Below are 738 nucleotides of genomic sequence, written 5' to 3'. Positions count from 1 at the left end.
GTCGCCCAGGTCGCCACTGCGGCGGTCGACAGCCCGGCGCATCAGGCTGCGGCATCGCGGGTGCTGGGCGTCCTGGCCAAACGCGCCCGCTCCGACATCCATGCCGGGGTGCGGCTGGCGGCGGTGCAGGCCCTCGGCGAGCGGTTTGGCCCCGAGGTTCTGGACGTGCTCGTCGACCGGGTCCGCGCGGACGGGTACGCCGGGGTGCGGCTCGCCGCGGTACAGGCCCTCAGCGAACGCTTCCGTGACGAACCCCACGTCCGGGAACTTCTACGGGAGCGGGCCCGCGCCGACGGGCACGCCAGCGTACGCCTGAGCGCCGTCCAGGCTCTTGGCGGCTACGTCGGAGACGAGGAATTCCGCAGAGTGCTCGTCGATTGCCTGCGTACCGACCCCGACGCCGAGGTGACCCGTACCGCCGCCCAGGTCCTGATGGGACGCTTCGGCGCTACCGGCCACGTCCGCGACCTGCTCATCGAACGGGCCCGAGACGACACTGAGCCCGCTGCCCGCCGTATTTGCGTTCGTATTCTCGGCGACCGACTCGCCGCCGACCGGGGGGTTCGCGCCCTGCTCATCGATCGGGTCCGCTCGGACCCTGACCCAGGGGTGCTGCGGGTCGCCGCGCGCGCCCTGCTCCATTGGCAGCCTCCGGATACCGGCATCGTGCGGGACATGCTGGTCAGTCGCGCCCGCGTCGATTCCGACGCGATTGTCCGCCGAACCGCGCTCCGCATC

Annotated in this window: 1 protein-coding gene; it reads left to right on the top strand. The window is 72.1% G+C overall.

The window, feature by feature from the left end; translation table 11 throughout:
* Positions 1 to 738 (top strand): HEAT repeat domain-containing protein (locus AAH979_RS43110; protein ID WP_346263892.1); only part of this gene is annotated, 738 nt, incomplete at both ends.

Origin of the sequence: Plantactinospora sp. ZYX-F-223 (assembly GCF_039649625.1) — a bacterium.
In the GTDB taxonomy this organism is placed as follows: Bacteria; Actinomycetota; Actinomycetes; order Mycobacteriales; family Micromonosporaceae; genus Plantactinospora.
This window is presented reverse-complemented; position numbering and strand designations above follow the sequence as displayed.